The organism is Flavobacterium sp. UBA4854 (assembly GCF_002399805.1).
GTDB classification, from domain to species: domain Bacteria; phylum Bacteroidota; class Bacteroidia; order Flavobacteriales; family Flavobacteriaceae; genus Flavobacterium; species Flavobacterium ginsengisoli.
This window is the reverse complement of the sequence record NZ_DHEI01000143.1, coordinates 33,876-34,666: the sequence shown is the minus strand read 5'-3', so window position 1 is coordinate 34,666 and position 791 is coordinate 33,876. Positions and strand designations below refer to the sequence as shown.

Sequence of the window (791 nt, the reverse complement as noted above, 5' to 3'; positions counted from 1 at the left end):
GCGATGTTAAAAGCTGAAGGAAGCTATATTTTACCAGACAACGTTCCAGCAAATGAGTTCTTGAATTTGGAAGGAAACAAGCTTTCGACTTCTAAAAACTGGGCGGTTTGGTTGCACGAGTATTTAGAAGAGTTCCCAGATAAGCAAGATGTTTTGCGTTATGCTTTAACATCTAACGCTCCTGAAACAAAAGATAACGACTTTACTTGGAAAGATTTCCAAGCTAGAAATAACAACGAATTGGTTGCTGTTTTCGGAAACTTCGTAAATCGTGTTGTGGTTTTAACCAACAAATATTATGATGGTGTAATCCCGACTCCAAACGAATTTACAGAAGTTGACGAACAAACTTTGGCAGAATTAAAAGCGTATCCAGCCGTGATTTCAAGTTCGGTTGAGCGTTACAGATTCCGTGAAGCTTTGGGCGAATTGATGAATGTGGCTCGTTTAGGAAATAAATATCTTGCAGACGAAGAGCCTTGGAAAGTGATGAAAGACAATCCAGAGCGTGTAAAAACTCAAATGTATGTGGCCTTACAAATTGCTGCTGCGTTAAGCGTTTTAGCTGAGCCGTTTTTACCATTTACAGCGGCTAAATTGTCAAGAATCTTAAATTTAGGCGATTTGAAAGAACACTTTAAAGGATTTAGCAAATTCTTAAAAGAAAACCATCCTGGAGCTACAGATGTTATTTTGGATAAAACATTAGGTTGGAATGATATTTCTGAGCATTCAGATTTATTGCCAGCAGGACATAAAATTGGTGAAGCAGAATTACTTTTTGCTAAAAT

The 791-nt window shown here is 37.4% G+C and carries 1 protein-coding gene; it reads left to right on the top strand.

The features are described 5' to 3' along the window. Positions 1-791, top strand: a 791-nt coding sequence (locus B3J44_RS20795; RefSeq protein WP_286971200.1) for a class I tRNA ligase family protein, incomplete at both ends; no start/stop codon positions are given.